19 protein-coding genes and 1 tRNA gene are annotated in these 21,479 nt (G+C 59.6%); 15 read left to right on the top strand and 5 right to left on the bottom strand.

Translation table 11 applies throughout. The annotated features are described in order from the left end of the window. Positions 1–23: 23 nt before the first annotated feature. Together Q0L48_RS13960 and Q0L48_RS13965 are read left to right on the top strand one after the other, a co-directional pair. A complete protein-coding gene (locus Q0L48_RS13960; protein WP_296721949.1) occupies positions 24–782 on the top strand; it encodes a hypothetical protein in 759 nt (252 codons plus the stop codon). 46 nt (positions 783–828) lie between these two features. Beyond that, on the top strand, positions 829–2,181 hold the full coding sequence (locus tag Q0L48_RS13965; protein WP_296721952.1) for a tetratricopeptide repeat protein: 1,353 nt from the start codon (positions 829–831) through the stop codon (positions 2,179–2,181). A gap of 92 nt (positions 2,182–2,273) precedes the next feature. Here Q0L48_RS13965 and Q0L48_RS13970 read toward each other — a convergent pair whose 3' ends face one another. After that, the gene (locus Q0L48_RS13970) at positions 2,274–3,509 is read right to left on the bottom strand and encodes a dihydroorotase family protein (protein ID WP_296721954.1); all 1,236 of its coding nucleotides are present in this window, start codon (positions 3,507–3,509) and stop codon (positions 2,274–2,276) included. Then, the gene (locus Q0L48_RS13975) at positions 3,506–4,522 is read right to left on the bottom strand and encodes an aspartate carbamoyltransferase catalytic subunit (RefSeq protein WP_296721957.1); all 1,017 of its coding nucleotides are present in this window, start codon (positions 4,520–4,522) and stop codon (positions 3,506–3,508) included. Before Q0L48_RS13975 ends, Q0L48_RS13970 begins: the two co-directional genes overlap by 4 nt. A gap of 118 nt (positions 4,523–4,640) precedes the next feature. On the opposite strand from Q0L48_RS13975, the gene sppA reads away from it, so the two are divergent. The 3 genes from sppA to Q0L48_RS13990 all read left to right on the top strand — a co-directional run bounded on the left by sppA (position 4,641) and on the right by Q0L48_RS13990 (position 7,580). Further along, positions 4,641–6,536, top strand: coding sequence for a signal peptide peptidase SppA (sppA, locus tag Q0L48_RS13980; protein ID WP_296721958.1), 1,896 nt, complete (start codon positions 4,641–4,643; stop codon positions 6,534–6,536). 104 nt (positions 6,537–6,640) lie between these two features. Further along, positions 6,641–6,715, top strand: a tRNA-Val gene (locus tag Q0L48_RS13985). A 214-nt stretch (positions 6,716–6,929) separates the two neighbouring features. Continuing rightward, positions 6,930–7,580 carry a hypothetical protein gene (locus tag Q0L48_RS13990; RefSeq protein ID WP_296721960.1) on the top strand — a complete coding sequence of 217 codons (651 nt, stop codon included), beginning with the start codon at positions 6,930–6,932 and terminating at the stop codon, positions 7,578–7,580. 374 nt (positions 7,581–7,954) lie between these two features. On the opposite strand, the gene Q0L48_RS13995 is transcribed toward Q0L48_RS13990, so the two are convergent. Together Q0L48_RS13995 and Q0L48_RS14000 are read right to left on the bottom strand one after the other, a co-directional pair. Next, a complete protein-coding gene (locus tag Q0L48_RS13995; protein WP_296721962.1) occupies positions 7,955–9,889 on the bottom strand; it encodes an AAA family ATPase in 1,935 nt (644 codons plus the stop codon). A 553-nt stretch (positions 9,890–10,442) separates the two neighbouring features. Further along, positions 10,443–10,799, bottom strand: a complete 357-nt coding sequence (locus Q0L48_RS14000; RefSeq protein ID WP_296721964.1) for a hypothetical protein — start codon at positions 10,797–10,799, stop codon at positions 10,443–10,445. A 102-nt stretch (positions 10,800–10,901) separates the two neighbouring features. Between Q0L48_RS14000 and Q0L48_RS14005 the strand changes: the two genes are divergently transcribed. From Q0L48_RS14005 to Q0L48_RS14015, 3 genes are all read left to right on the top strand, one after another. Then, positions 10,902–11,519: a TetR/AcrR family transcriptional regulator gene (locus Q0L48_RS14005; protein ID WP_296721965.1), complete on the top strand. Its 618-nt coding sequence runs from the start codon at positions 10,902–10,904 to the stop codon at positions 11,517–11,519. Positions 11,520–12,163: 644 nt separating this feature from the next. After that, entirely contained in the window at positions 12,164–14,341 is a 2,178-nt protein-coding gene (locus tag Q0L48_RS14010) for a PAS domain-containing protein (protein ID WP_296721967.1), read from the top strand. Positions 14,342–14,370: 29 nt separating this feature from the next. Further along, complete coding sequence (locus Q0L48_RS14015; RefSeq protein ID WP_296721969.1) at positions 14,371–14,781, top strand: response regulator; 411 nt, start codon at positions 14,371–14,373, stop codon at positions 14,779–14,781. A 16-nt stretch (positions 14,782–14,797) separates the two neighbouring features. Here Q0L48_RS14015 and Q0L48_RS14020 read toward each other — a convergent pair whose 3' ends face one another. Continuing rightward, a complete protein-coding gene (locus tag Q0L48_RS14020) occupies positions 14,798–15,547 on the bottom strand; it encodes a Crp/Fnr family transcriptional regulator (RefSeq protein ID WP_296721971.1) in 750 nt (249 codons plus the stop codon). Between the two features lie 499 nt (positions 15,548–16,046). Here Q0L48_RS14020 and Q0L48_RS14025 point away from each other — a divergent pair, with 499 nt between their 5' ends. The 7 genes from Q0L48_RS14025 to Q0L48_RS14055 all read left to right on the top strand — a co-directional run bounded on the left by Q0L48_RS14025 (position 16,047) and on the right by Q0L48_RS14055 (position 21,443). Further along, positions 16,047–16,751 (top strand): hypothetical protein, encoded by a 705-nt coding sequence (locus tag Q0L48_RS14025; protein WP_296721973.1) that lies wholly within the window; start codon positions 16,047–16,049, stop codon positions 16,749–16,751. 163 nt (positions 16,752–16,914) lie between these two features. Then, entirely contained in the window at positions 16,915–17,142 is a 228-nt protein-coding gene (locus Q0L48_RS14030) for a hypothetical protein (protein ID WP_296721975.1), read from the top strand. Next, the gene (locus Q0L48_RS14035) at positions 17,139–17,540 is read left to right on the top strand and encodes a hypothetical protein (protein WP_296721977.1); all 402 of its coding nucleotides are present in this window, start codon (positions 17,139–17,141) and stop codon (positions 17,538–17,540) included. Before Q0L48_RS14030 ends, Q0L48_RS14035 begins: the two co-directional genes overlap by 4 nt. Before the next feature lie 23 nt (positions 17,541–17,563). Next, complete coding sequence (locus Q0L48_RS14040) at positions 17,564–18,586, top strand: ATP-binding protein (protein ID WP_296721979.1); 1,023 nt, start codon at positions 17,564–17,566, stop codon at positions 18,584–18,586. A gap of 72 nt (positions 18,587–18,658) precedes the next feature. After that, complete coding sequence (locus tag Q0L48_RS14045) at positions 18,659–19,081, top strand: hypothetical protein (protein ID WP_296721981.1); 423 nt, start codon at positions 18,659–18,661, stop codon at positions 19,079–19,081. Next, on the top strand, positions 19,081–19,398 hold the full coding sequence (locus Q0L48_RS14050) for a hypothetical protein (RefSeq protein ID WP_296721983.1): 318 nt from the start codon (positions 19,081–19,083) through the stop codon (positions 19,396–19,398). Before Q0L48_RS14045 ends, Q0L48_RS14050 begins: the two co-directional genes overlap by 1 nt. After that, positions 19,395–21,443 carry a relaxase/mobilization nuclease domain-containing protein gene (locus tag Q0L48_RS14055; RefSeq protein ID WP_296721985.1) on the top strand — a complete coding sequence of 683 codons (2,049 nt, stop codon included), beginning with the start codon at positions 19,395–19,397 and terminating at the stop codon, positions 21,441–21,443. Before Q0L48_RS14050 ends, Q0L48_RS14055 begins: the two co-directional genes overlap by 4 nt. Positions 21,444–21,479: the final 36 nt, after the last annotated feature.

A 21,479-nucleotide genomic window follows, 5' to 3' on the forward strand; every position in this document is an offset into this window, starting at 1 on the left:
CGCGGGAAAGAGGAACAAGGACAATGTCCGAAGCCGGTTTTGCCTCGCTCGGTCCGACCCTGCTGGCCCGCAAGGGCGGCGCCAAGCCCGCGATGCGTCCGCAGGTCGCGCCGCTGGTTGCGGACGAGGCGGAGATCGCCGCGCTCGCCGATGAACAGCTCGAGGATCTCGGCTGGAACGACATGGGCGACGGCGATAGCGACAGCGACAGCGATAATGTGAACGGCGCCGACGTGGTGCCGATCAATGCTGCAGTGGCCGCTTCCGAATCGGCCACTTCGGAAAGCCCGATCATCCGCCGTCAGCAACGCCGATTAGAAGAGCGCGTGCTGGCCGAAGCCGCGATGACCGGCCCCGAGGACGAATCGGAAGAAATATCCGATCTCTCGGCCACCAACGCCGGTTACGAATTCGATGACGCGGATGAAGAAGGCTACGAAGGGGCAGAGGAAGAGGGCGAGGATTACGGCGACGACTATAACGAAGCCGCCTATGCACCCATCGCTCCGGCTCCGGCACCCGCCCCAATTCCCGCTCCCGCTGCAACACCTGCCGCGCGCAAAGTGCCGGCCCAGCGTGTTCTGAACCGCAAGGCGCAGAGCAACAACGAGCGCCGCGCCGCTTTCACCTTGCGGCTCGACCCGGAACGCCACCTCAAGCTGCGTCTGGCTGCAACCATGCAGGGCGTCAGCGCGCAGGTACTGCTCACCGAGGCGCTCGATGCGATGCTCGCCGAATACGACGATCTCGACGTGATCGCCGCTCATCTCAAACGTCACTGACACCGACTGCAACCGACCCAGACGAATCAACAGGGGAAGCAAGACCATGGACCGCAGCATCAAGACCGGCCTCACCACGCCGCGCCTCGCGCTGGCCGTCACGACCGCGATCGCCGGGCTCGCGCTCGCCGGATGCAGCACTTCGGCTGCACCGCGTGCCGACGTGTCGTTTTCGAACGCCCAGATCGCGCTGCAGAAGGGCCAGACCAGCAAGGCAATCGCCCACGCAGAAGCCGCCGTTCTGGCCGAGCCCCGCAATCCCGGTTTCCGCGCCCTGCTGGGCGCTGCCTATCTCGAGGCAGGTCGCTTCCAATCGGCGGCAGTTAGCTTCGGCGATGCGCTCGATCTGGGTGACGAAGACCCGCGCACCGCGCTGAGCTTCGCGCTTGCCAACGCCGCTCTGGGCGAGAGCAAGGCCGCGGTTGCGGTGCTGGACGAATATGGCAACCTGATCGATCCTGCCGACCTTGGCCTTGCCTTCGCTCTCGCCGGGCATCCGGAACGCGGCGTGCACGTGCTGCTCAATGCCGTGCGCGGTGCCGAGGAGGTTACCCCCAAGCTGCGCCAGAACCTCGCCTACACCTACGCGCTGGCCGGCAACTGGCGCATGGCGCGGGTGATGGCGGCAGAAGACGTATCCGCCGACCAGCTCGATGCCCGCCTGACCCAGTGGGCAGAAGTGGCAGCTCCAGAACTTTACCAGCAGCGCGTCGCAGCGATGCTGGACGTGAAGCCGGCCATGGATGAAGGCCAGCCGCAGCAACTCGCGCTCGCCAATTTCCCGGCGCAGGCCGTGATGGTCGCCGAAGCCGCAGCGCAGGCCGATGTGCCGATGGTGCCGGAAGTGGCATCCGCGCCGCCGCCTGCCCTGGCCGTAAACGCCCCCAAGGCAGCGCCGCAGCCGAGCTTTGCCGAAGCTTTCTCTGCCCCGGCTCCTGCTGCCAATGCCCCTGCTGCTGCTGCTCCGGCACCGGCTGCCCGCGCATCGGGCATGCGCTTTGTCTCCAGCCCGGTGGTGCAGCAATTGCCCGCCGCTCGCGAGCGCACCGCACCGCGCGTCGCCGCATCATCGCAGCGCCGCATGGCCAACGACAAGGCTGCCGCCACGCACCTCGTCCAGCTCGGCTCCTATGACAACAAGGTCGAGGCGACCCGCGGCTGGACCGTTCTCAAGCGCAAGTTCCCGGAACTGAAGGATCACGATGTCGTCATCACCGAAGCGGTGGTGAACGGGCGCACCTTCTGGCGCGTTGCCGCAGCCGGGTTCGGCGCGATGAGCGCCAAGAGCATGTGCGGTTCGGTCAAGTCCGCCGGGCGCGGCTGCTTTGCCTATGCCAAGACCAACCCGCCCGCAGGCGCAGTGGATACCGGTGTGCGCCTGGCTTCGCGCAGCCGCTGAGTTCCCCCCTGCGATCACGCAGCGAAACGCCCCCGGCGAGCGATGGCTCACCGGGGGCGTTTTGGTATGGTGTAGGCGTGACTGCAGAAGGATCAGGCGGCGACCTTGACCCCGCCTTTCCACAAGCCCAGCACGCGGCCTTGCGCGCCCTGCCGGTCGAACGGGGTGTTGTCGGCGGTGGCTTCCATCTTGCGGCGGTCGATGATCCACGGCGCGTCCGGATCGATCAGCGCCAGATCGGCCTCGTGCCCTTCCGCCAGTTCGCCCGCCGCGACGCCGAGCAGGCGGGCGGGATTGCGGGCGAGCAGATCGAACACGCGGGGGAGGTCGATCACATCGTCGCGCACCAGATTGAGCGTCATCGCCAGCAACGTTTCGGCCCCGGCCATTCCCGGCGCGGCATCGGCGAAGGGCAGACGCTTGTCCTCCGGCCCGCGCGGATCGTGGCCGCTGGCGATCACATCCACTGTGCCATCGGCGATGGCGGCACGCGCCGCTTGCCGATCGGCCTCGCTGCGCAAGGGCGGCGCGATGCGCGCGAAGGTGCGGTAATCGGCGGTCGCCAAGTCGGACAGCATGAAATGCGCAGGCGTTATCCCGCAAGTGACGGGCAGCCCCCGCGCCTTGGCCGCGCGCACCAGATCGAACCCTTGCGCGGTGGTCACCTGCCGGAAATGCAGCTTTGCGCCTGCAAGGTCTGCCAGCGCAATATCGCGGGCGATCGCCAGCGCCTCGGCCTCGGCAGGTGCGGCGGGCAGGCCCAGCCGGGTCGCGATTTCGCCTGACGTCGCCACGGCGCTGCCCGCCAGCCCGGCATCCTCGGCATGGGCGACCACCACCAGATCGAGCATCGCGGCATATTGCAGCAGCCACAGCATCACGCCCGAATCCGCGATCCAGCGCCGCCCGGTCGCGATCCCGCGCGCGCCCGCCTGTTGCATCAGCGCCAGTTCGGCCAGTTCGGAGCCTTCCAACCCGCGCGTCGCGGCGGCCAGCGGGTGCACCCACAGATCGGGCTTGCCGCTCTTGGCGATGAAGCCCACCCGGCTCGGCAGATCGAGCGGGGGCGACTGGTCGGGCATCAGCGCGGCGCGCGTAATCCCGCCGAAATGGAACGCGGGTTTGTCGACCGCGAACACGCACAGATCGACCAGCCCCGGCGCGATCAGCTTGCCGCGCGCATCCAGCGCCGCGTCGCCATCCTGCGCGGAGACGTCCGCCCCCAGCGCCGCAATCACCCCCTCGGCGCAGCGGATCGCGCCGCGCACGATCCCCGCAGGCGTTACCAGCTGCGCGTTGGTGATGGTGAGCGGCGTCGCCTGTTTCATGACCAGCCCTCCACGCCCCGCGCCCCGCGCGTGAGGATGTCGAGACACGCCATGCGGATCGCCACGCCCATTTCCACCTGCCGCGTGATCAGCGAGCGGGTGTCCATGTCGGCAACCTCGCTATCGATCTCCACGCCGCGGTTCATCGGCCCGGGATGCATTACCAGCGCCTCGGCATCGGCGAGCGCCAGACGCGCTTTCGTCAGGCCGTAAAGGTGGCGGTATTCGCGCGCCGAGGGGATGAATTGCCCGCTCATCCGTTCCGCCTGCAGGCGCAGCATCATCACCACGTCCACGCCTTTGATGGCGGCGTCGAAGTTGTGAGACACGCTGACCCCCATCGCTTCAATCCCGCTCGGCATCAGCGCAGGCGGCGCGCAGACCCGCACATCGGCCCCCAGCGCGGTGAGGCACAGGATGTTCGATCGCGCCACCCGGCTATGCAGGATATCGCCGCAGATCACGACCTTGAGCCCGGTGAAATCCTCCGACGCCTCGCCGCGTTCGTCGAGCGCGTGGCGCAAGGTGAGCGCATCCAGCAGCGCCTGTGTCGGGTGTTCGTGGCTGCCGTCGCCCGCGTTCAGAACCGGACAATCGACCTTGTCGGCGATCAGCCCGGTCGCGCCGGACGAACCATGCCGGATCACAATCGCATCGGCGCGCATCGCGTTCAGCGTGATCGCGGTATCGATCAACGTCTCGCCCTTCTTCACGCTGGAAGTGGCGGCGTGCATGTTGACCACGTCCGCCCCCAACCTCTTGCCCGCGATTTCGAACGACAGCAGCGTGCGGGTCGAATTTTCGAAGAAGGCGTTGATGATGGTGAGGCCCGACAAAAGATCGGTGTGCTTGGCGCTCTGCCGGTTCAGTTCGACCCATTGTTCGGCCTGATCGAGCAGGTAGAGGATCTCGTGCCGTTCAAGCTGGCTGATGGCGGTTAGGTCGCGGTGCGGAAAGGCCATGCGCCCCGCCGGAAAGCGGCCCGAAGGCGCTGAAAGATCGTTCGCACTCATTAAAGCGATGTCCTTAGTCGAGGCTCATGCGTCGCTCAACCCATGCTGCACCGGTTTCTCATGGAAGTTGCGCCGCAAAGTCCCTAGATCGGCGCAGCATACGCAAAAGGGACAGTGGATGAGTTTTGTCGGCAAGGTGTGGAAACTGCTCGTCGGAGTGAAGGACGGGCTGGTCCTGCTGTTCATGCTGCTGTTCTTCGTGGCGCTGTTCGGCATCCTGTCCGCCCGCCCCAGCCCCGGACAGGTGCGCGAAGGCGCGCTGCTGATCGAGCTTTCGGGCGTCGTGGTCGAGGAAAAATCCGCGATCGATCCGATCACCGCGCTGCTCAGCGGTTCGGCTCCGATGGCCGAATACCAGGCCCGCGACATCATCCGCGCGCTCGATGCCGCAGCCACCGATGACCGGATCAAGGCGGTCGTGATCGATCTCACCACCTTCGTCGGCGGCGGTCAGGTGCACTTGACCGCTATCGGCGAGGCGATGGACCGCGTGCGCGCGGCGAAAAAGCCGGTGATGACCTTCGCGCTCGGCTATGCCGATGATCACATGTTGCTGGCCGCCCATGCCAGCGAAGTCTGGCTCGACCCGCAGGGCGCGGCGCTGATCACCGGGCCGGGCGGCAGCTACCTCTATTTTGCCGAGCTTCTGGAAAAGGTCGGAGTCACAGCGCGGGTCTATCGCGCAGGCGACTACAAATCGGCGACCGAGCCCTATTCCCGCAGCACGATGTCGCCCGAAGCGCGCGAGAATATCGGCGGGGTCTACGGCGCCTTGTGGGAAGAATGGCAGGCGAATGTGAAGAAGGCCCGCCCGAAGGCCGATCTGGCGCAGGTCACCGGCGACACGGCCAGCTGGATCGCGTCGGGCGGAGGCGATCTCGCCACTGCCGCGATCAACGCCGGGCTGGTCGACAAGCTGGGCGACCGGGTGGCCTTTGGCGCAAGGGTCGCCGACATTGCGGGTGAGGATCGTTTCGACAAGACGCCCGGCGCTTTTGCCGCGAGCGAATTCGACGCCTTTCTGGCCGCATCGCCGGAGAAGCGCGGCGGCAAGAAGATCGGCGTAATCACCATCGCAGGCGAGATCGTGGACGGCGAGGCCGGACCCGGAACGGCCGGGGGCACACGCATCGCCGATCTGCTCGACGACGCGCTCGACGATGATCTCGCCGCGCTGGTGGTCCGGGTCGATTCGCCCGGCGGATCGGCCATCGCTTCCGAAGAAATCCGCCGCGCGATCCAGCGCTTCCGCGATCGCAAGATTCCGGTTGCGGTATCCTTCGCCAATATCGCCGCGAGCGGCGGCTACTGGGTCGCCACCTCCAGCGACCGGATCTTTGCCCAGCCCGAAACGATCACCGGGTCGATCGGCGTGTTCGCGGTGATCCCGACCTTCGAACAGGCGGCAGCGCGGATCGGGGTCACTACCGACGGAGTTCGCACCACACCGCTTGCGGGCCAGCCGGATATCATCGGCGGCTTCTCGCCCGAGATCGATGCGGTTCTCCAGGCGGGTGTGGCCTCGACCTATCGCGATTTTCTCGCGCGGGTTTCCAAGTCGCGCAACATGCCGGTCGAACGGGTCGATGCGCTCGGCGGCGGCAGGTTGTGGGATGGCGGCGCAGCGCGTCAGGTCGGACTGGTCGACCAGTTCGGCGGGATCGAGGAAGCGCTGGAGTGGGCGGCGGCCAAGGCGGGCGCCGAAGGCAAGGATTGGCATCCGGTCTATCTCGGCGAGAATGCCGACAACTTCGATCCGCTGATCCGCCGGCTGCTCACCAGCGAGGCCGACAGCGCGCGCGCGATAAGCAGCGGCGGCCCCTTCGCGCTGGTGGCACGCCGCCAGAACGAACTGGCCGCTCGGCTGACCGGCGATGTCGAACGGCTGATGAACGCGCAAGGCGTGCAGGCGATCTGCCTAGAATGTCCGGGCCGTTCGCCGATGCGGGAAGGGTCAGGCGCTCCGTCCGGCGGTATCGCGGCGTTGCTCAGGCTGCTGATCGCGGCCGAGTGAGCTACGCGAGAAAAGTACCCCCACCCCGGGCTGGCAATGCTTGCCAAGCGCGCAGGACCACAGTAAAGGCGCGCCCCTGTCCCGGCCAAACGGCCGATCGGGACGGGCGCGTAGCTCAGCGGTAGAGCACACCCTTCACACGGGTGGGGTCACAGGTTCAATCCCTGTCGCGCCCACCATCTTTTCAATGACTTAGAAAAGATGGCGCCGGTTTCCATGAAAAAAACATGAAAAACTTAGGCAGGCATCTGCGAACATCAGCGGTGATCTCTGAGAGGTAAATAACCAGCCTCCTTTTGGCTGCGTGCCGGCAAAATTTTGGCTGCAAACCCTAAGGTTACTGCTTTTTCACTCTTTTCTGACAGATGTCGCGGCTTAGGAACGAGAAGAGCCATGCCAGCCCATCAACCTGTCCTTCCGGCCAGAGCCATCGATCTTGTAGAGGCAAGAGACCTTGACGCGGCCAAGTCGCTTTTGGCGGACTTCGCAGCCGCCGGGCTCATCAAAACCTATGCACTCGTGCGCGAAATTAGGCCCGCGGAAGGTCCGATCGAGATCTTTCGTGACTCGCAAATCCCGTCGGACGAATGGGATCGTATTGTTGCCTCTGGCAAGATCAGTGCGGCCTTCAATGGTGGAACAGTCCGGCTCGAAGGGTCGGCCCTCAAGGGAGGCGCTCCTGCGATCCTGATCACAGGCATCAGCTTTTCCGAAGCTTCGCTTATCAAGGTTCTTGATCGCTACTGTGCAGCACCCCCGATCGGCGCAGCAAAAAAAACCGTCAATCCGGGTAGGAAGGCCGAGGAGGCGGCTTCGTCCTCGTCATGTCAGAATGGCAAATTAAAGGGCAAGGTCGTCCCTCCAATTCGGCCAGGTGACCTCACGGCCTCAATAGCGCAAACGATGCAAGCAACGGGCCTAGGGCGCACAAAAGTAGACGAATTGATGCGAGAAAGGGTTCTTGTCAGGCATAAAGTCGGCAGTCGAACCTTGATTACCGTCGAGAGCATCGAGCGTTTGGTTGGCGCGAAAGTTTATGGATGACGAGACCAACCGCACGCCGTGATGAAAATCAACGCGTGGTTCGATTCTGGAAACAACATGGAGATTACGCCGCACTCTGCAGCAGCTTGACGTTCCTTTGCCTGGCCTCAGAATTCGCTGGCCCAACAGTTAAACAGAGCACGAGCACCAATTGGGTTGCCTCCGCCCGATCAGGCTGCATGGCCGATCCTGAGACAAATCCGCCGTTCCGAGGCCTGATTGCGAAGTTCCGCTTCGTCGGGGATCGGAGTTGCGGATTTAAACCGGCTTCCGCTCACAAATGAGCAAGTCTGACGTTCAGCAGATCGGCATTTGGGATCTACCCTGGTTTTGCGGCCCCTCAAAAGCGGCTCTCACTGCCGTAGCGTTAGAGCTCAGAGGCCTCGAATATAAGCACGTAGAGCCTGCAATTCTTCAGGGACTAGTTCAGGCTTCCTCTGCCACACTGCAGCGATAGCTCGCTCGGCGGCATCCTCATCGGTGAGCCCAAAATTTGGCAGAATAGATCTGAACACCTCCTTCCCCTCACATAATCGCCAGAGACCATCATCTTCGCGCCTGCGTGCATAGACTTTTGCGCGAGCGATCAAATGCGCCTTCAGGGCCGCGATCTCTTTGTCATTTAGATTTCCATGCGCATTCGCTATTTCATCACACTTGGTTTCTAAATCGCTGAAGTCCACCCACGTCAACCTGTGGACTAACTCCCGAACTACTTTGGAAGGTTCGGCATAGTCGCGAAACTTTCGATCAGTGCGCGCCGCATCGAAAATCCAAGTTCCTGCCCGACGGTCCGCAGAGGCAAGAATGGTCGAATAAATATTTTGTGCATCTCCTCCCATCATCGTGAGGAGTTCGACTAATGTTGGTGGATGCAAAAATAGGTTCTCCACCTCGTGGACCCCCAAGACAAATAGGCCTTGCGCTTCTAACTCACCTTGCTCGCACTTTGTTCTCCAATCTTTGTCGACTACTCCCCCAATTCGAATCCCCTGACCGGATGCCGCCGCCAGATCCTTTAAACCCTCGATCCTGCGAATGACCTCTTTGCATGATCCGGCCTCTAGAAAGCGCACGTGAGAAGGTATGTCGCAAAGCAACCTGAACCGCTCACGTTCGCCAATCTCCTCTTCGCCCTCGATCATGACGAACGCCAAGTTGGAAATTGAAAAGGCCGGAGATCCAATCGCACGCGATAAAGTTGCTATCACGGGCTGCTGGCTAAGTGGTGCGGCTCCCGTCACACGGCGAGTTTGATCATCGCGACTAAGAATGACAGTCGCATCCTGCCCTGTGACTTCCACTACCTCTAACGAATGGGTGGCGAGCCAAATTTGCCCCGCCTCCACGCTCTTTTTCAAAAATCCGATCCACGCCCGGAGCAAGTCGTAGTTAAGGTGCAACTCCGGTTCGTCGACTAGAAGCAACCCCCTTTTTAGCCCAAAGCGCTCGATCTGCCCTACTAGGAACGCAATTTCACGCTCTCCACCACTGAGTTGGTCGAACGTCAGAGGTATGCCGGTCGAGTCAAATCTAATTTGGCGCGTCTGGGGGTCGATACCCACAAAGAGTAGATGCGGAAGCACGTTTCTGACGGCGTTTTTGTAAGCCTCAAATTGATCGACAAATACGGGTTCCTGTGCGCCAGCGTTACGCGCGACCCGTATCGCCTGAACGTGCTTGTTATTATCTTGATTTTCCCGACCGATCAGAAATCTGAACCATTCGTCATAGAGATTTCTGGTGATTCTGAAGGAGCTCTGCTTATTCGTCGCGTCACCCCAATCCCGATCATAAACTTCGCTCAACTGGTGACTAGCGATCTGGATTTTGGGGTAAGCTCGATCTGCGTCTAGCGATAGGTAATGGATCGACGCGCTCTGCTGGATAATTTGAACGGTATGCCGAGCGAACTGGGCAGCCCTATCCGCAGGAATTCCGCCGGCAACTATGTCACTACCTTTGTCCATCCGACTGCGCACAAGCAGCGTTCTGTCCCATGCCGCGTAGTCTTGGCGAAGCGTGCCCTCCGGATAGGCATGTTCATCATCCAAGTTCGGAATGGTTTGAGGCGCCACAAAGAAATTTATTTCGAACGCGGCGTTCTCCGCAAATGGATCACCTCGTGGATTCTCAGAGCCCGGCGTAAGACCTATACGTTGAGCGCACGCTGCAATTAATTCGAGTATTTGGCTCTTACCAGTTCCGTTGCCGCCGACGATGCAAATAATTGGAGCCGATTCTGGAAGGGTGAAGGCGACCCCCTCGAAATGCCTCCATTGATCGATCTTGATATACTGAATGCGCAAGCGTTTTCCCCTAAACCCTTAATACTTAAGCATGTAGTTCGAGCCGGTGCAATGTTGTTGCTCATTCACAGACCCTTACTGTGGGCCGCAGCTTCCGTCCCGACCGGGCGCATCATGCCGCAAGGCCAAATGACCGCGTCTGGATCGGGTGCAGACGCCATTCAAATCGGGCGACAATGGCGGCTTTGCCTCGCTGCTGGAAAATTCCTGCCATTCGGGAAGCGACCCCGTTGCGGACACTTATGCATTGAGCCATTTTGTGCCAGTGAAATGGGGAAGCGATACCAATGGGAACTGAAGGTCCTTTCGCATGGTTCGCTCTATTCTTCCTCGGATTGGCCATAGTCATTCTCGTCGGAGTGCCTCTGTATGGCGCCGCACTGATCGTCAGAGATTGGCTAGACAAATAAGCTCTACGACTGTCTGCTAACCACCCATCTTCGGTCATAAGCGGTGCTGATGCGCAATCCCGAAAGCGGTATGGCAGCTTTGCTTCGCTTCTGGAAAAATCCTGCCATTCAGAAACCGACCCCGAAGTGGACGTTCAGCCTGCCTAGTTCTGCTGCCCGGAAGCGGTCACGGGTCGGTCGAGTTCGCCAAAAAATCCGATGACCTTGACGATCTTGCCGGCATCGGTGACTTCCGTGACATCGAAACCGGTCATGACCTCCTGATCACCACTGTGGATCGACCAGTGGTAGCGACAATGGTTGTTTTGCCATTGCGGCTCACAGGAACGAGAATAGCTCAAACCGGCATGTTCGGCCTGCGTCTGGCGGACCATGCTCAGAAACTGTTCGCGCCCGATGATGTTATGTCTCGGGTCGACAAAGTGAACGTTGTGCTCCAGCGCAGCTTCGGCGAGCGTGCGTTGCTCGCTTTCATCCGTGGTATTCCAGATGCCGAACATGCGGTCGATGCTTTCTAAATTTTTAGACATGCGGGACATCCTCAAAGAAACCGACTGCCGGTTTGTTTGTCACGTGGCTCGCGGCTTGTAAAGGGGCGGAGAATGGCCACGCAGAAAGAACGATCGGACGCCACGCGCGCTAGACTGCTGGAAGCGTTCCGCAGATCCATCCTTTCGCGCGGTCTCGAGGCCACCACAACGCAGCGCGTTCTCGACGAAACGGGGCTGAGCAAAGGCGCCTTGTATCATCACTTCCAGAGCAAGGACGAGATCATCGAGGCCCTTTACACGCGCGAATCCAAGGTGGCGATCGAGCGCGCCTTTGATCAAAGAGCCGAGGGCAAACCGCCGCTGGAGCAACTCAAGAACGGCTGCATGGCATGGCTCGATGTAGTGAAGGATCCTGATGTTGCAGCGATCCTTTTCAAGATCGGGCCATCCGCGCTCGGCCAGGAGCGGGCACGCGAGATCGAAAATTGCTACGGGATCGCCAGGCTTCGCGGCTTGCTCGAAGAAGCCCGGAAGCAGGGCGCGATTGCGGTGGATGACGCGCAATTGCTGGCAAGCTTCGTCAACGCGCTTGTGGCTGAAGCGACCCTTTACGGTTTGAAGACCGGAAAGGAGGTCAGAGCAGATCTGGAAATGGCTATCGACGCTGTGCTTGACCGTCTGACCCTCGCCCGCCCGAACACTGTTGGTGATGAGCAGCGCATGAGCTGATCGTGTCCGCGCATCGGACCGTTCGCTCACACCCACCTCCGGTCACCGATGGATACCAGGCGCGGCCTCTAAACCTGCCTGACAGCTTCACCGGGTTTCTCGCCGAAAGCCGGAATTCGCAATTCGAGCCCAGTTCCGTCGTTCCTGCATAACCTACGCCGCTTTCCGGGCACTGCCAAAAAGTGCCTGAAATTGGATCCCGCGGCTTGCGATGCCGCATGACGGCGCAGGCATCCGAGGTTCGCGAGGTTCGGAAATGCCCGCGATGCGCTGAGCGCAAAGCAACCTTCATCTGAAAAATTTGATAAAGCGCGTCACCACGCGCCGACATATTACAAATGACGCAGTCCTTGACCGGTTGCTTGGCGGCATTAACCTCTGTGGAGAGCGAAAGCCTTTGGGTGCCGCTTGGTTTCTGGTGTGGCTATGGGGACTGAATGCAACGGCTTCGTGTGGGAAACGGGCGCGGCTATAAAGAAAGCGGGCGCGTGACAGCATATTGTGAGTTCCGCATATCTGCAAAGAGCTACTAGAAGCATGTGCTCGTCAGCTGGCGAGAAATACGTATGCTAACGTTGGCCAACTTGCGTTGCTGCTTCACTCAACAGCGCGGGCCAGGAGACTGTAATGACCAGATCAGCCGCATGAAGGATATTCACCCGCACAACGCAATAGTAGCTGCGCTTCCCCAAGCGGCCTGCCTGCTGGAGCGAGTTTCCGCTGAGGGCGAAGGCGCAAAGGACTGGCGCTACCGGGCCAACAATACCGCCATGCAGGAAATGCTTGGCGTGGGCGATCTGACGGGACAGCTCCTTCGTGATCGCTTTCCGGATCGGGCCGATGAGTGGCACGACAACCTGCTACGCGCCGCGCAAGCGCAGCGCCCAGTTCTCTTGCGGCCCTACACCGATCAGAACGGAAACGTTTACGAGATGACCCTTTCGCCGGTGGGCGGCGGTGATACGCAGCTGGTGCTTGCCCTGATCCACGACGTGACCGAAGCTGAACGTAAACGAAAAGAAAGGGCGCAGGCAGAGGCGCGGTTCAAGACCTTGTTCGACGCGATCGACGAGGGGCTGTGCGTGGTGGAAATCAGGTTTGATGAAGCTGGCGAGGCGGCAGACTATAAGTTCGTCGATTGCAACCGCGCGTTTGAGGCGCAGTCTGGGTTGGCGGACGCCAAGGGGCGCTGGATGCGGGAATTCGAACCTGATCTCGAGCCTGAATGGTTCGCCATCTACGGCGAAGTCGCTGCCACAGGAAAGCCGATCCGATTCGAACTGGAGTCCCAAGCGATGGGGCGATGGTTCGACGTTTACGCCTTCTCGGCTGGTCCAGTCGGTTCCAATCTCGTCGCTATCCTGTTCGAAGATACCAGCGAGCGCAAAGCGACAGAGAACGCTTTGAGGGAAAGCGAAAGCCGGCTCACCTCCTTGATCAACGTCAGTTCCGACGTCGTATACCAGATGAGCGCCGACTGGACCGAGCTGCGTGAGCTTTACGGCAAGGGGCTACTCCTCCCTGGCGCGGATCCGACGAACTGGATTGACGATCACGTCCCGGCCGACGATCGACCGGCGCTGGAAGCCGCGGTCGCAGAGTGCCTCGCGAACAACACTCCCTTCGATGAGGAAATCCGAGTCAACAGGGCCGACGGCACGGTTGGTTGGCTGCGCTCGCGTGCTGTTCCGGTGCTCGATGACGCGGGTAAGGTCCGCGAGTGGTTTGGGATGGCTACCGACATCACCGAAAGCAAGGCCACCGAAGCGGAGCTTGCCAGCGGCGCCGAAATGCTTCGTGTGGCCACCGAGATCGGCGGCGTCGGGGTGTGGGACTGGGATGTCGTCACTGAGCAAATCAGATGGTCTGATGCCCATTTCGAACTGCTGGGTTACGAGGTCAACGAAATCGCCGCAAGCCTCTCGGCTTTTCGAGATCGGGTGCACAAAGATGATTTCGAAGCGGTCGAATCAGCGCTCGAGCACGCCCGCGAGACGCGGCAGGAATATGTCTGTGATTTCCGCGTCGTTCATCCCGGTGGGGAGGTGCACTGGATCTCGGCTCGAGGGCAGTATCTGTATAATGCTGATGGCAAGCCGGTCCGCATGCTGGGGGCGATGATCGACACGACGGAACGTCGCAGACAGGAAGAGTGGCAGAAGCTGTTGGTGGAAGAACTCCAGCACCGCGTCCGCAATCTCATCAGCATGATTCGTGGGATGGCGCGGCAATCGGCTTCCACGCACCGCACTCTCGAAAGCTATGTCGATCACCTGATCGGGCGGCTACAGGCCATGGGGCGGACGCAGGCAATGCTGACGCGCTCACCTGGGGCGAACGTCGATTTGTCATCGATTATGCGCGAGGAACTGCTTGCCTGTGCCGCGCCCGAAAAGGCTTACCGGATTGAGGGGCCTCCAGTGCAACTGTCGCCGCAGTTGGCCGAGGTTCTCACTCTGGCGATCCACGAACTTGCCACCAATTCAGTCAAATATGGAGCCTTGGGCGACAAGGGCTATATTAAAATAAGCTGGACAATCATTGCGAAAGAATCAACAAATCACCTCGCCTTGCGCTGGCAGGAAACCGGCGTGAGTGCAGTGACCAAGCCGTCGCGCGTGGGATTTGGGCGGCAGCTAATCGAAGAGCGCATACCATACGAATTGCAGGGAACCGGTTCACTTACGATCCACGATACAGGTGTGCTGGCAGAAATGTCGTTTCCGCTGGTCGACGGGTCAAGTGTGCTGGAAACCGGCATCGAAGGAATAGAAAGGCAGCGAGGAAACGCGAGCTTGGGGGCATCAGAGGAAGTCCGGTAAGGCGAACGTAATATAGAAGGAACGACGGCATGGTCGCCAAACTTCTTAAGGGCTGTCACATCCTCATCGTCGAGGACGATTTTTACCAAGCACAGGATATACGCGATACGCTCCAACAGGCGGGTGTGGAAATCGTTGGTTGCCGTGCCACCGTTCCTGATCTTGATGAAATCCTGGAACGCAGCAAAATCGATATTGCTCTTCTCGACATCAATCTGGGCGACACGCAGTCTTTCGATTTTGCCCGAGCGCTGGATGCCAAGGGTATTCCGTGCGTGTTCCTGACCGGATATGATGTCACAGTCGTCCCCAATGATCTGAACTATGCCAAGTTCATCTCCAAACCTGCTGAGGCATCGGCTGTGATCACCGCGCTACACCAGGTTCACAGCGAAGCCCCCAAGGCGAGCGGTGGCGGAGGTCAACAGGTCAAATCCTGATTGCTGCTGCTGACATTCACCCCGGCAATTGGCCTGCCGCGTCCGATATATCAATCGTTGCCAGGTCGCCAAGGTAGGCACTCTGGAAGCCGGCCATGTGTCGCAGGCGGGCAAGGTCGAGGATCTCGAGGTGCCGGCCTTTCAGTGCGATCAATCCCTCCTGCCGCAATTGCTGTATTTTGCGGTTCACATGAACCGGAGCAAGTCCCAGCACATCGGCCAGTTCGTGTTGCTTGAGCGGAAATAGAAACTCTGCCCCCTGAACGAGACCCACTCTGGAAAGCCGGTAGTGGATCTCGCAAATGAAGTGAGCCATGCGCTCGAACGCATCTCTTCTTCCAACGTTCACCAGCCAGGAAATAGCCATTGCGTATTCGAGCGCTGCGTAGCTTCGCAGGGCGATCCCGCAAACCGGGTGGGACGCGACAAGTTCTTCGACCACCAGCGCGGGAAGCCATGCGACTTTGCAGGTGCTGAGCGCCACAATTTCCTCGTCGATTACCTGCCCGGGCATGCGGCCGAGATAAGCAAGATCACCCGGAACGAGCAGCCCGGTGATCTGCCGGCCGCCATCCAGAACGAACTGACATCTTGCCGCCCATCCGGAAATGATGACGGGAAAACCAGTAACCTCACTGTCTCCGCGGCAAATCACCTGTCTGGCGGGAAAGCTCCTTGGCTCGCTGAGAGCTTCGCTCAGCAGAACGGGTCCGGTGTCGTCCGGTAAGCCAGGGCTACGCAGGCGAGAGATAAAATGGGTTTTCATGAGGCGCATCCCATGAATACACCAAAGGGAGCGCCTGCCAAGGTAAGGCAGCACTGCCACTATCCTTCCATGGCTTTATGGCGAGAGACGTTATGTGTCTGCGCGTGTGTTTTCCTCTCGATCCAGACGGTGGATGGTGCCCAGTTCTCGAGAAGCAGCCATTCAGATTTCCACCCACAAGCGGTCAAAACCGAGGTCGCGACACGATCCCGAAAGCGGCAAGGCGGCTTTGCCCTCCTCCTGGAAAATTCCTGCCATTTTGCAATCGGCCCCATTTAAGGCATTCGCTGGCACGGAGCCTAGGATGGACGTAGCTGTTGTTAACATTTAATTATAGATACTTAACCGAAAAGAGGGTCGCGTTGGAGCTATGGGGCGAGTTCCTCCGTGATTTGCGAGGCACCACCTTGGCGGGAGAGCCGAGCAGGAAATGGCTTTATGCAGATCAATTGAAGCGCTCGATCATAGCGGCGTGCTGATCGCCTAACTGAGGATTGCCATGCAGGATGACTTCTGGAGTCGCAATGGACGAACACAGTGGTATGAGCCGGAACCGAACAGCAAAATTTTTCTCGCTACTTTCTTCGTAGAAGTTGGCAAAATTCGGCACGGTCCCAAATGGGCTGGGGCGGTCAAGAAACCGAGCTCGAAATCTGCTTTGCCGATAAAAGAAGAGATTGCCCAAGCTGCGGCAAGTGGCCTGATCCAGACCTTTGTGCTCAACCCAAAGACTTACGAGTTCCAGCCTATCGCACGATCTGGTTGGCGGAATCCGAAAGCCTTGGCGGCTCGCTTCTCAAGATGCCGAATTGACGCGAACGATCCCGTTAGCGCGGCGGCAGAAGGCGGGCACCATGGCCCGATATATGTCGAACAAGAAAGCGCAACCGCCTACCTGGCGGCGATCAAGTCGGCATCGAACTCGCCGCTCAACAACAACACGCTTAACCACCTTTCGACCTACGCTCGATACATGATCTTTATTGCTCAAAAACATAAGATTGATGAGCGCGCTCCTCCCCCACTGCAGCCTCTGAGAACAATCATCATGAATGAATGGAAATCTTGGCGGCAAACTGAGTGCAAGACTAAGATTCTTCCGCCTGAGGCCGTCATGACGGAAGCAATGGCGCGTCATATTGCAACAATATTACGGGGCGAGGAGGCTCGCGCCGCAAAAGGAGGGGGCGTTAAATCGCTATAGCGTTACGATAATTAGTATATAGTTTAGTTACTTACTCGAACGCAATGCGATAAAAGGCTTTGAATTCAGCCAGATTGAAGCGCTCAAATACTAATGCGCTTTTTCGCAAAAAAAACGATCTCCCACAGCGCCGCAACGTCGCGGCGAATGTCGGAGAACGACCATGGAAATCGATTATAAGCAGTGGCCCACTGCCGAAGAATGGCTTACTACTACACAGCTTGCCGGGCTCACCAAAACGAGCAGAAGCTTTTGGGATAAAGCCCGGGTCAGGGGGGATGGCCCCCCCTGGATCTCCTTTGGTAATCGGCCGCGCTACCGGCGCGCTGATATCGAGGCGTGGATCATTGCCCGCACCATCAGCAGCACCAGCCAACGTCGGCGCGTATGAACCGGCTGCACTCGCATTTCGCTGAGCAAGCTTCGCAGACGCCAAAGAAGCGCCTGCAGCGTGAGATCGTCGAGGACTATCGCGACGATATCATTAGCTTGATTGCCGATTACGGCGCCAGGTTGCCAGAAGTTGCCGATGCCGTCCGCGCGCAGGGTGAACCCGTTTTAGAACCCGGGTTTAAGGCCGCGATCCTCAAAACGATCGGCTCAGTTAACGACATCCGGGCAGGGCGGATCAAGGCGACCGCATCCACACCCGGTGGTCTAGCACAGCAGCCGGAAACGCTGCTGACGCCGACGTTAGCACAGACCAACTCAACTGAGATCGCAACGTCACCCGACGATGACGGCGATGACGACGATGACGCGTTTGCCGCTCGTCGTCCGCGTCGCTGACAACCTCATTTAAGGACTCCATTATGACTGATCTGATATCGACCACCACGCTCGCTTCCACGTCGGCACCCACCCTTCCGCCCAAGCCTAAGAAAAAGCGAAAGCTGAAGGTCATAATCATAGGCCCAAACGGTGGCGGCGTGCGCAAAACCAAAACCGCGTTGGCTATCGGGAGTGTTGCCACTGCCGCCGGTCTGGTTGTCATCTATGTATGCGCCGACCGTGGCATTGGCAGCCTATCCACCAGCTTGAAGGTGGGTGGTCCCAACCGCGTCGAGCTTTTGCCGGACGAGGAAACCGGCAACTACGCTGATACCCTCATCGCTCTTGCAGACGAAGCTGGCGCCGATGTTATCATCATCGATCTCGGTGCGAATGAAATGCTGAATAGCAAGTCGCGGCGCACCGTCCGCGCGGCGCTGCGGCAAATGAGGGCGCTCGGTCACGACACATTCGCTGTGCTGTCGCTGGTTCCTGGCAAGGTCGGTCTGGAAGACGATGCCGCCAACTTTGCCCGCCAGATTTCAAAGGAGGCGGAAGTCCTCGTTGCGGTCCACGGCCAAGATGAGGGCTGCGATCTATCGAAGTTCGACGAACTGAGGCATGATTTCCCATCGATTGCGGTCCTCACCGATCAACTCGCCATCCTCAGCCTGATCACTGCCGCCGGGGTTACGCCGTTCGATTGGTGTGCCAAACCGGTAGCAGGCTTTGAACTCGCAGCGGCATGGACGGCGCATAATCTCATGGAGCTCGCCAAGCAGCCGGGCATGGTTTATCTAGTCCACGGAGACCTTGCGGTGCCAGTCCTTGCCGCCCTTGCTAGGGGGCGCCTCGTCCCATCCTACTCCGGTCGCAATCTCAAGTGGCAGGTAAGCAACGAATGCCTCGTCGCGGATGCCCGCGAGATCACATCGCAGCGCAACCTCCTGAGACTTGCCCCCGATGCGGACGACCCGGCGGTGCTGGTCGCGGCCCGCGCCTTCATCGTGGCAGCTAAAGAGGCGGCATTGGCAGCACACCGCGCAGCCGCTGCCGCGATGTGATCCCCCAGCGTCTTCGTCATGCGACCGGCGAAACGTGCCGGTCGCCATTCATCTCAACGATGGGGGTTTTCCATGATTGACCGCAACGAGATATCCCAGCCGCTCCCGAAGGAGTTCATCTGCGTTGCTCGCCTAGCTGAATACCACGGCTACGCCATAGGCTCCACTTTCGAACAGATAGTCGCAGCCCTGATCAACGGCCGCGCCAACTGGCTTCCGTCGAGCTATCCTGAGCCGCTTGGCGCGATCAAGCGGCTACATGCCGGCGGCGCCGATTGGTGGCATACGGCTCTTTATGTTCACGGGTGGACTGGCGTGAGTAGCTGCAGCGTCAAGCTGGCGCTCCAATCGCCCAAATCTTCCCGATCGGTCGACGACAAGTCGCGGATTATTCGGAAAATAGAAGCAGAAGGACACAGGATGGGGCGTGTTTACGCCCAGTTGCCGCTCTGCGCCCTTCGGGCTGGTCGCGGCATTATAGAGGATGCAAGCTGATGACTGGCGACACCAAGCGTGATTGTTCCGTTGCCGTCCGGCTAAATGCGGACGAAAAGCTACGGATTGCAGCGCGAGCTGCTTGCGAAGGGCTGGCGATTTCCCCGCATATCCGGCGCGTGTTGCTGGGCCAAACGAGTCGCCCACTCCCAACTCTTGCAGCCAGCGCCGAACTTCTAGCTATTTGCCAAGCCCTAGTGAGAGTTGCTGACGGGACCGAACCTGTTGCGGATGACATCCGGCAATTCGTTTTTGAACGTGCCGAAATGGTCTTCGAAATCCTGCGCCAACACGGCCACAGCGGGGCGTCAAAATGATCATTGCCAAGATCCGCCGTAAGACCCCTTCGAGGCGACAGACTGCTGGTTCTGAGTTTGCCTACGTCGCACGGCTCTCACGCTACATCGTGCGCGCAGACCTCGAAGATCTACGAAAGCTTCGGCTCCATGAAGACAATGCGCACATTCGCGACCTGCTCACATACACGGTCGAAGAGCAGGTTCTTGCGAGCGGTGCGATAGGCCTCATGGGTAAAAACCTTGAGGCTCAACAGGTCGAAATGATGGGCCTGATGCACCGCTGCGAGAATGGTGCCGGGGCACTCGACCACTGGGTAATGAGCTGGGCTGCCGACGATAAGCCCACGGTCGAACAAATTGAGAAATCGACCCATATTTTCTTGCATTGCCAGGACCTGGAGAATTGTCCTGTCATTTGGGGCGTGCATGGCGACACTGACAACCTCCACGTCCATATCGCCGTGCTGCGCATCGACTGCGTGACAGCAGAGCGCCGGACTGCTGGAAACGGCTGGGATATTGACACTGCTCAACGCGCGAAAGCCGTAATCGAAAATACATTCCCGCATTGGTCGCGGGAAGAAGGATCACTTTACGAGGTCGCCGCAGGCGTGCTTGTCCACAAAGCGGACAATGCTGAGATCGGGCCAGCCGACAACCCGCGTCTGTGGAAAAAATCGGGTGTCGGGCGAGTTGGTAGCCAAAGCAAAACGGCTTCTAAGTCGAGGGACGTCGCCGCCCGTATTGATGAGGCATCTCGCAGATACGAGGAAGAAAGCGGTTACAAATCCAGACAGCGCATTGCACTCGAAACTGCGGTGCCGATCGCGCTGAAGTCGAGCTGCTGGGATGAGTGCAACCGTCTTCTCGCTGCGGAAGGTATCTCTATAGAAAACGTCCGAAAAGGTGCGAACTTCATAATTGACGGGAAGCGAGTAAAAGCGTCCATCGATCGATCGACATCCTACGAGAAGCTCAAGACGCGCTATGGCAATGAAGAGTTCACCCCTTCAGCGCACCCCATCAAGCCCACACCCCAGCGGGAAATGTGGTCGCATGATCTGAAACGCCGCGAATACTATGCTTCAAAGCGTGACCACGAGAACCGCCTTAGCTCAATCGTCGACCGATTCCGCGAGGGCCACGGAAGGGCCGCCTCTGGAGGCGTCAGCGCAGATGCCGTCGCAACCGCCAAGGCATCTGCGAAATTTCCATCCTTCGATGATTGGGCTGGCGGCACCCAGCCTGCAGACCCCGTCGAAGCAGTTGCCAGCGCCTTAGGCTTCGGAATTATTGAGGTTTCGCCTCTGAATGGTAATGCCCCTCAGCAGGAACCGATTGAGACATTTACAGCGGTCAAGTTATCAGGTCGCGTTATCTACCGACGGGCCGATGACCCGGCAGGCAGACCCTCTTTCATCGACCTTGGAGATCGAGTGCTCGTCAACGCTGCGAAGGATCGCGGCGCTGTGAGGGCGGCTCTGCTTCTCGTAGCCAAGAACAACCCAGGCTGCGAAATTGCCGTGTTCGGAGACCGCGCATTCAAGAAGCTAGCCCTCGAACTTGCCATGCAGGAAGGCATAGCCTTGCATGGAGCCCTTGGTCGTCAGCAGGCGAAAATTCAGCGGACCGATGAGGCTCCCAAAGCTGAAGCGAATAGGCAGCGGCCCCCTACGCCTGTGCAACCACAGCAGCCTTTTGCGTCCCCTTCTGCGCGCCGGGCACCAATTCAATCCACGGTTCAACATCGACCTCATACAGCGCCGACGACTCCGCGCCCGTCGGGTCCGTCTATTGGCCGCGACGCACTGCAAGCCTTGGTGGCTCGCATATTCCATTCCAATGCGTGGGATCCAGCCGAATTCTGGCCGGACAGCATGCTCGGCAATCTGAACAGCGGTATTCCTTCGGCGATCCGAAGATTCAATCAGATCCGGAGTGTCACTCAACCTCTACCAGTCGATGACACCCCGCTTGGTGACACCACAGGCGAAGCTCAGAGAAAAGCTTCCGACGCGGCTTATCGCGCCGCCGCAATCGCCGCAGCAGCCAGAGGTTTTTGACCCCGCGTTCTTATTTCTACCGCTCAAGACAAGGAG

The sequence above is a fragment of the Erythrobacter sp. genome (assembly GCF_024305245.1).
GTDB lineage: Bacteria > Pseudomonadota > Alphaproteobacteria > Sphingomonadales > Sphingomonadaceae > Erythrobacter.

Coding starts and splice junctions, on each gene's coding strand:
- Q0L48_RS14020 (WP_296721971.1), bottom strand. CDS start 15,547: ATGAAAACCCATTTTATCTCTCGCCTGCGTAGCCCTGGCTTACCGGAC.
- Q0L48_RS14035 (WP_296721977.1), top strand. CDS start 17,139: ATGAACCGGCTGCACTCGCATTTCGCTGAGCAAGCTTCGCAGACGCCA.
- Q0L48_RS13965 (WP_296721952.1), top strand. CDS start 829: ATGGACCGCAGCATCAAGACCGGCCTCACCACGCCGCGCCTCGCGCTG.
- Q0L48_RS14025 (WP_296721973.1), top strand. CDS start 16,047: ATGCAGGATGACTTCTGGAGTCGCAATGGACGAACACAGTGGTATGAG.
- Q0L48_RS14005 (WP_296721965.1), top strand. CDS start 10,902: ATGGCCACGCAGAAAGAACGATCGGACGCCACGCGCGCTAGACTGCTG.
- Q0L48_RS14010 (WP_296721967.1), top strand. CDS start 12,164: ATGAAGGATATTCACCCGCACAACGCAATAGTAGCTGCGCTTCCCCAA.
- Q0L48_RS13960 (WP_296721949.1), top strand. CDS start 24: ATGTCCGAAGCCGGTTTTGCCTCGCTCGGTCCGACCCTGCTGGCCCGC.
- Q0L48_RS14040 (WP_296721979.1), top strand. CDS start 17,564: ATGACTGATCTGATATCGACCACCACGCTCGCTTCCACGTCGGCACCC.
- sppA (WP_296721958.1), top strand. CDS start 4,641: ATGAGTTTTGTCGGCAAGGTGTGGAAACTGCTCGTCGGAGTGAAGGAC.
- Q0L48_RS14000 (WP_296721964.1), bottom strand. CDS start 10,799: ATGTTCGGCATCTGGAATACCACGGATGAAAGCGAGCAACGCACGCTC.
- Q0L48_RS14015 (WP_296721969.1), top strand. CDS start 14,371: ATGGTCGCCAAACTTCTTAAGGGCTGTCACATCCTCATCGTCGAGGAC.
- Q0L48_RS14050 (WP_296721983.1), top strand. CDS start 19,081: ATGACTGGCGACACCAAGCGTGATTGTTCCGTTGCCGTCCGGCTAAAT.
- Q0L48_RS13975 (WP_296721957.1), bottom strand. CDS start 4,522: ATGAGTGCGAACGATCTTTCAGCGCCTTCGGGCCGCTTTCCGGCGGGG.
- Q0L48_RS13970 (WP_296721954.1), bottom strand. CDS start 3,509: ATGAAACAGGCGACGCCGCTCACCATCACCAACGCGCAGCTGGTAACG.
- Q0L48_RS14030 (WP_296721975.1), top strand. CDS start 16,915: ATGGAAATCGATTATAAGCAGTGGCCCACTGCCGAAGAATGGCTTACT.
- Q0L48_RS14045 (WP_296721981.1), top strand. CDS start 18,659: ATGATTGACCGCAACGAGATATCCCAGCCGCTCCCGAAGGAGTTCATC.
- Q0L48_RS13990 (WP_296721960.1), top strand. CDS start 6,930: ATGCCAGCCCATCAACCTGTCCTTCCGGCCAGAGCCATCGATCTTGTA.
- Q0L48_RS14055 (WP_296721985.1), top strand. CDS start 19,395: ATGATCATTGCCAAGATCCGCCGTAAGACCCCTTCGAGGCGACAGACT.